The 7,399-nt window shown below is 70.9% G+C and carries 6 protein-coding genes; 4 read left to right on the plus strand and 2 right to left on the minus strand.

Annotated elements, in window-relative coordinates:
• Positions 1-48 precede the first annotated feature (48 nt).
• Positions 49-1,083 carry a hypothetical protein gene (locus WA675_RS11270; RefSeq protein ID WP_336084162.1) on the plus strand — a complete coding sequence of 345 codons (1,035 nt, stop codon included), beginning with the start codon at positions 49-51 and terminating at the stop codon, positions 1,081-1,083.
• Complete coding sequence (locus tag WA675_RS11275; protein ID WP_336084163.1) at positions 1,080-1,844, plus strand: ESX secretion-associated protein EspG; 765 nt, start codon at positions 1,080-1,082, stop codon at positions 1,842-1,844. The genes WA675_RS11270 and WA675_RS11275 overlap by 4 nt, the downstream gene beginning before the upstream one ends.
• A 97-nt stretch (positions 1,845-1,941) precedes the next feature.
• Here WA675_RS11275 and WA675_RS11280 read toward each other — a convergent pair whose 3' ends face one another.
• Entirely contained in the window at positions 1,942-2,448 is a 507-nt protein-coding gene (locus WA675_RS11280; protein ID WP_336084164.1) for a hypothetical protein, read from the minus strand.
• Positions 2,445-4,343, minus strand: coding sequence for a 1-deoxy-D-xylulose-5-phosphate synthase (gene dxs / locus WA675_RS11285; RefSeq protein ID WP_336084165.1), 1,899 nt, complete (start codon positions 4,341-4,343; stop codon positions 2,445-2,447). Before dxs ends, WA675_RS11280 begins: the two co-directional genes overlap by 4 nt.
• A 237-nt stretch (positions 4,344-4,580) precedes the next feature.
• On the opposite strand from dxs, the gene glsA reads away from it, so the two are divergent.
• Together glsA and WA675_RS11295 are read left to right on the plus strand one after the other, a co-directional pair.
• Positions 4,581-6,446, plus strand: coding sequence for a glutaminase A (gene glsA / locus WA675_RS11290; RefSeq protein ID WP_442945606.1), 1,866 nt, complete (start codon positions 4,581-4,583; stop codon positions 6,444-6,446).
• Between the two features lie 72 nt (positions 6,447-6,518).
• On the plus strand, positions 6,519-7,178 hold the full coding sequence (locus WA675_RS11295; RefSeq protein ID WP_336084166.1) for an SIMPL domain-containing protein: 660 nt from the start codon (positions 6,519-6,521) through the stop codon (positions 7,176-7,178).
• The last annotated feature ends 221 nt before the right edge of the window (positions 7,179-7,399 follow it).

Here is a 7,399-nt window from a genome sequence, read left to right on the forward strand (position 1 = left end):
CGACCCCAAAGAGTCGTCGCTGCGGTGGAGACTAAGCGGGTTCAGGCGATGAACGTCGCCGACATCACCACCTTGCACACGCGGTGGGAGTCGATGCGGAATCAGCTCGAGACCGGGTTCAAGACCTACGACGCCGAGATCAGCAAGGCGATCGCCGAGAAGTGGAGCGGGAACGCGGCGGCCAGCGCGGGTGAGGGGATCTCGCAGTACGTCGAGAAGTCCGGGAGTCTGCTGACCTCGGCGCAGATGATGGCCGAGAAGGTGAAGCTGGTGAAGTCCGCGGCCCAGGTCACCAAGGATCGGGTGCAGCCGCACGAGAGTTCCACGACCAGCAAGGTGCTCAGCTACGTGCCCGGGCCGACCTGGAAGATGGACAGCCACAACGAGGACACCGCGAAAGCCGAAGGCGCGGAAGTAGTTCGGGGCGTGTTCTACAAGGCGGTCGGCGAGGCCGATACGCAGGTGCCGAAGGTGCCCCAGCCGTACAACCCGGTCAACAAGGACACCGACACTCCGGGTGGGGGCACTCAGCCGGGCGGAACGACCACCAAGCCGACAACACAGCAGCCGACAACACAGCAACCCACCACCGAGCAGCCGACGACCGAGCAGCCCACCACCGAGGATCCGTCCGACGACGACACCGGTGACGACGACACCTCGCCGTCGAGCACGATTCCGGCCACGACCACCCCGGAAACGCCGACCAGCCCGACCACTCCCACCACACCGGGCACCACACCGGCGGGCACGCAGCCCGCGGGAACCAGTGGGCTGCCCACCGGTGGATCGCCCGGCGGTGGCTCACCGGGCGGAGGTACGCCGGGTGCCACGCAGCCGGGGACGCCCGGGGGTGCGGGCAAGCCGAACGGAACCGGTGCGGGCACGAGTTCCGGTGCGGCGGGCCGCAACGGCATGTCGGGGATGGGCGGCATGGGCGCCGGTGGTGCGCGCGGTAAGGGCGACGACGACAACGAAGTCGCGACCAAGGACTACCTGATCAACCAGCAGAACGGTGAGGAGCTCACCGGGCTGTCGGAGGATCAGCGGGCGAGGACGGTGCCTCCGGTGATCGGCGAATGAGCGGCGGGCAGTGGCAGTTCAGCCCGCTGGGGTTCACGGTGCTGATGCGCTCGGTCCAGCGCGATGTGCTGCCGTATCCGTTGCAGACCCACACCGAGGCCGAGACGGTCGACGACTACGACCGCCTGTGGCAGCAGGAGGCGCAGCGGATCCTGCCGCTGTGGGACGCGTCGATCGAGACCGCGCTGCGGATCCTGCTGGCTCCCGAGGCGCGCTTCGAGCTGGCGGGGTACGGCGACGGTGAGAAGCTGCGCACCTTCGCGGCGGTGCACGAGCAGTCCGCGGTGCTCGTCGAGCAGCAACGGGTGCCGGTGGATCGCAACGGCGGCGATATCCGGATGACCCTGCTCGACACCGCGTCGGTGCCGGACAAGCTGGTGGCGCGGCTGCCGCGGGCGGCGGCCGCGTCCGGGGAGGTGTTCACGATGAACACCCACGATCTGGACGAGGAGACTCCGTACGACCCATGGGCGGCGGATCGGCGCACTCCGCAGCAGAAGGCCGACGACTTCTTCGGGCGTCCGCGCCCGACACTGGTCTACGTGGCCGGGTATCCCGGTGCGGCAGTGGACAACCGGCCCGAACCGGGGCAGGGGTTCCATGTGATGGACTTCCCGGACGGGCGCTACCTGGTGACCGAGCGAGGAGCGGTGGTCGAGGCACGTCCGGCCGATTCCGCCGAGGTACGGCAGGCGGTGGTGCGGCTGATGAAGTCGGCCATCGCGATCTATCGCGAGGACAACGAGCCGGCCTACCGATAGCCGGTGGCTGATCCCGCCGCCGGAGCTGCGCCACGGTCCCCGAACAGAACTTCGGGGTGGGTGGTGGCGCGGCGTCCCCACACCTAGCGCGTCGGCGCTAGGTGTGGGTCAGGCAGAAGGAGACCGGGCCGGATTTGTGGCGGATGGTGGTGGAGTTCGCTGGATCGGTGGTGCCGCAGATGGTGAGGTCGTCGGTGTCGGTGCGGGCGGTGACCTCGGCGGAGCCGGGGGTGGAGCAGGGGACCTTGCGGAGTTTGTAGAGGTGGGCGTACTGGTGGTCGATGTTGTTGTAGCAGTCGCCTACCTGGGCGTTCAGGCTGGTGCAGACGTAGCGGGTGCGGCCCTTCTGGGGGATGCGCGAGGCGCTGAAGGAGTGGTCGGCGCATTGCTCGGTGGACGCGGCGCGGATGACGATCAGGGCGGCTTCGGGGTCGGCGCAGTCGCGCTGCTCCAGGTTCCAGGGTTCGGTGCCGCCGGGGTAGGTGAAGTAGCCGCAGTCGCCGCGCTCCAGGGATTCCCAGTTGGAGGTCTCGGCGCAGCCGGACAACAGCAGGGTGGTGAGCGCGGCGACGGCGAGGCCGGGCAGCCGGATCGAACGTCTCAACGCGACTGGAGCCAGCCGCCGACCCGCTGGGCGATGGCCTCGGCGGTGAGGCCGAGTTCGTCGAGGATCTCGGCGCGGGAGGCGTGGTCGAGGAACTGTTGCGGCACACCGAGATCGCGGGTGGGCACGTCGAGACCGGCGTCGCGCAGGCGAGCCGAGATCGTCGAGCCGATGCCGCCGTGCAGGCCGCCGTCCTCGACGGTGACGACGAGACGGTAGTTCTCGGCGAGCTTGACCAGGGTGTCGGATACCGGGAGGACCCAGCGGGGGTCGACGACGGTGACCGAGATGCCCTGCGGCGCCAGCAGTTCGGCGACCTGCATGGCGGTCTCGGCGAACGGGCCGACGGCGACGAGCAGGACGTCACCGTGCTGGGACTGGGCGGCCCCGCCGCCGGGGACGGCCAGGCGCAGCACGTCGACACCGTCGAGGCGTTCGACGGCGGTGATGTCCTCGGCGACACTGCCTTTCGGGAAGCGCAGCACGGTCGGGCCGTCGGCGACGGCCAGGGCTTCGGCGAGTTCCTCGCGCAGGGTGGCGCCGTCGCGGGGGGCGGCGACCCGGATGCCGGGGACGATGCCGAGCAGGGAGAAGTCCCACATGCCGTTGTGGCTGGCGCCGTCGGGGCCGGTGATGCCCGCGCGGTCGAGCACGACGGTGACGGGCTGCTTCAGCAGGGCCACGTCCATGAGCAGCTGGTCGAAGGCGCGGTTGAGGAAGGTCGAGTAGATCGCGACGACCGGGTGCATGCCGCCCAGCGCCAGGCCCGCGGCGGAGGTCATGGCGTGCTGTTCGGCGATGCCGACATCGAACATGCGCGCGGGGAAACGCTCGCCGAAGGCGGCCAGGCCGGTGGGGCCGGGCATGGCGGCGGTGATGGCGACGATGTCGTCGCGGCGGGACGCGTGCTCGATGAGCTCCTCGGAGAAGACCGTGGTCCAGCCCTTGGCCTTCTTGCCCGCCAGCGGGCGGCCGGTGAGCGGGTCGATCGGGTCGCAGGCGTGCATCTGGTCGGCGATGTGGTTCTCGGCGTGCTCGTAGCCGTTGCCCTTGCGGGTGACCACGTGCACGACGACCGGGCCGCCGAAGTCCTTGGCGCGGCGCATGGCCGCCTCGAGCGCGACCAGGTCGTGGCCGTCGACCGGGCCCACGTACTTCATGCCCAGATCGCCGAACAGTTCCTGCGGGCTGACCGCGTCCTTGATCCCGGCCTTGAGCGCGTGGACCATCGAGTACGCCGAATCCCCCACGGCGGGAATGCTCTTGAGGATGCGCTTGCCGGTGTCGAGGGCGTGCTCGTAGGCGGGCTGGGTGCGCAGGGCGGTGAGCCGGTCGGCCAGGCCGCCGATGGTCGGGGCGTAGGAGCGACCGTTGTCGTTGACCACGACCACCACGGGACGGTCGGGGGCACCGGCGATGTTGTTGAGCGCCTCCCAGCACATGCCGCCGGTGAGCGCGCCGTCACCGACGACCGCGACGACGGTGCGGTCCTGGTCGGTGAGCGCGAAGGCCTTGGCCAGGCCGTCGGCGTAGGACAGGGCGGCCGAGGCGTGCGAGGACTCGACCCAGTCGTGCTCGCTCTCGGCGCGGCTCGGATAGCCGGACAGGCCGTCGCGCGTGCGCAGCGAGTCGAAGCGGTCCTTGCGGCCGGTGAGGATCTTGTGCACGTAGGCCTGGTGCCCGGTGTCGAAGATCAGCGGGTCGGCCGGGGAATCGAAGACGCGATGTAGCGCGATGGTCAGCTCGACCACCCCTAGATTGGGGCCGAGGTGCCCTCCGGTGGCGGCGACCTTCTGCACCAGGAACTCGCGGATCTCCTCCGCCAGTTCGCGCAGTTGCGGCACGCTCAGCCGGCGCAGATCTTCGGGTGAATCCACCCGCGACAGCACTCCCACCTGAACTCGCTCCCTCCGGACTACTTCGCTGATCCGCCCAGTGTATTTGCCCGCGCGACGGGCCCCGGCTCGCGGGCCCCGCGGCGGTCACCGTTGTCCGCCTCGTCCGCCGTGCACCCGGCGCACGGTCAGGCCGCTGAGCTGGGCACCCGAGCTCGCCGCGGTCACCGGCGGGGCTGTGAGGACCGTCTCCCGCGCGTCCCCGCCCCGGGGTGCGCCGAGGGCACCTACAGTGACGTGGTGGCCGAACCGGACGGTGTTGCGCGCACGATCGACCCGGGTGTGGTGGCCGGGATCCTCGACGAGGTCTACGCGGTCCACCGCGCCGACACCTCGGGTGCGCCCGCCGACTACATCCCGGAGCTGGCCGCGGTCGATCCCGACGCCTTCGGCTTGTGCCTGTCCACGGCCGACGGGCTGATCTACCGGGTGGGCGAGACCGAGGTGGGGTTCACCATCCAGTCGATCTCCAAGCCGTTCACCTATGCCCTGGCGCTGGCCGACAACGGCATCGACGGGGTGGCCGAGCACATCGATGTGGAGCCATCGGGCGAGCCGTTCAACGAGATCAGCCTGGATCCGGAGACCCAGCGGCCGAGCAATCCGATGATCAATTCCGGCGCCATCACCGCGACCTCGCTGATCCACGGCCGCGACGCCGAGGACAAGTTCGAGCGGGTGCGCCGCGCCTATTCGCGTTTCGCCGGGCGCGAGCTGCGGATGGACGCGGCGGTGTACGAGTCGGAGGCACGCACGGGGTACCGCAATCGGGCCATCGGGTACATGCTGCGCTCGGTCGGGATCATCGACGCCGATCCCGACGACGCGGTCGACCGGTACTTCCGGCAGTGCTCGCTGGAGGTGACCTGCGAGGACCTGGCGGTGATGGCGGCGACGCTGGCCGACAACGGGGTGAACCCGAGGACCAGGGAACGCGCGCTGTCGGCCTCGCTGACCGAGCGGGTGCTCAGTGTGATGGCCACCTGCGGGATGTACAACGCGGCCGGTGACTGGGTGACCACTGTGGGTCTGCCCGCCAAGAGCGGCGTCGGCGGCGGGATCATCGCGGTGCTGCCGGGGCAGCTCGGGATCTCGGTGTACTCGCCGCGGCTGGACGCGCACGGCAACAGCGTGCGCGGGGTGGCCGTGTGCCGGGAACTCTCGCGGCGGCTGGAACTGCACTTCGCCCACGTGACCCGCTCGGCGCGCACCGCCATCCGCGCCGACTACACCGTGGCGCAGGTGCCCTCGCGGATGCGGCGCAGCCCCGCCGAGTCCCGGGTGCTCGATACCTACGGTGACCGGGCCCGGGTCTACGAACTACACGGTGACCTGCTGTTCTCCGGCGCGGAGCGGGCGGTGCGCGCGATCGAGAGCAAGGCGGGCGCGCTCGACGCGCTGGTGATCGACCTGCGGCGGGTCGGCGAGGTGAGCGCGGTGGCCCGCGACATGCTCGAGAGCCTGCAGGCCGCGCTGGTGCGCGGGCACACCCGGGTGGCGCTGGTGGATCCCGACGCCAAGCTCGGGCACGAGGTGTCGAGCCTGGATCCCCGGGACCCGCGCGGCCGGGTGTTCATCGACCGCGACACCGCGACCGAATGGTGCGAGGACATCGTCCTGGACCGGCACCGGCCCGCGGAGGCACCGGCGCGCCCGTCGCTCGAGCTGACCGAGCATCCGCTGCTGGCCGGGCTCGACGACACCGCCCGGGCCCGGCTCACGCCGGAGTTCCAGTGCCGGACGCTGGCCAGGGGTGAGGTGATCGCCGAGCGAGGTTCGCCGCGCTCGGGGCTGTACCTGATCCTGTCCGGGCGGGTGCGGATGACCTTCGCGGGCACCGACGGGCGGGCGCATCGGCTGGTCACGCTGTCGGCGGGGATGTCGTTCGGGGAGATCCCGATGCTGCTCGGGGAGCCGTTCGTCAACGATGTGGTGGCTGAGACCGCGGTGCGGGTGGCGGTGCTGAGCCCGGCTGCCTTCGACGCGCTCGCCGCTGATCATCCGCAGCTGAAGCTGGCGCTGTTGCAGCGGCTCGCGGCGAGTGCCTACACGCAGATGGACGCCGCGCTGCGGACGCTGTCGGGCAATGCGAGCAACTACTGAGCCGCTGCGGAACTCGGTGCGGGCGCGCGACGTTGGGCAGCACAGGAGCGTTTCGACCGACGGGAGGATCGCGTGGGCAAGAAGTCCTGGCAGGCGAGCGTCACGATGTTCGGGCGTGGCACGGTGCGCGCGGTCCCGGATCTGATCCGGGTCACGCTGTCGGTCGAGTCGCGGGCCGGTACGGTCGCGGCCGCATACGCGCGCGCCGGTGACCGGGTGAGCGCGGTGGTCGCGGCCCTGCGCGCGGCCGGGGTGCGCGACGCGGACATGGCGACCAGCGGGCTGAGCGTGCGCACCGAGACCGTCTACACCGACAACGGGCGCACCGAGATCACCGGCTATCTCGCCACCACCGGGCTGAGCGTGGCGCTGCGCGAGAGCACCGAACCCGCCGAGACGGTGGCCGCGGCGGTGACCGCGGGCGGCGACGATGTCCGCCTCGGCGGCCTGGCCAGGACGATCGCCGATCCGGAACCGCTGCTCGCGCAGGCCCGCGATGCCGCCTTCGACGACGCGAAGACCAAGGCCGAGCAGTACGCGGCCAGGGCGGGCATCGCGCTGGGCACGGTCGTGCGGATCGTCGAGGACACCGGCTCCGCTCCCCCGCGCGCCTACGAGATCGCCGGTGACATGGCGCCGATGCGGATGGCCGCGAGCAGTTCCCCGGTGCCGGTGGTGCCGGGCGAGACCGAGGTCGGGGCTTCGGTGCAGGTCACCTGGGCGCTGGACTGAACGGGCAGGGGGCCGCCGTACGGTGCCGATCCACCGCTGCTACCGCGCACTGCGCGTCAGGCAGTCACGCGGCGTGTCAGTCGGTCACGCGGCGCATCAGGCAGTCACGCAGCGCGTCAGGCAGTCACGCAGCGCGTCAGACAGTCACGCAGCGCGTCAGACAGTCACGCAGCGCGTCAGACAGTCGCGCGGCGCAGCAGACAGTCGCGCGGCGCAGCAGA

This window comes from Nocardia sp. SSK8, from assembly GCF_037034205.1.
Lineage (GTDB): Bacteria > Actinomycetota > Actinomycetes > Mycobacteriales > Mycobacteriaceae > Nocardia.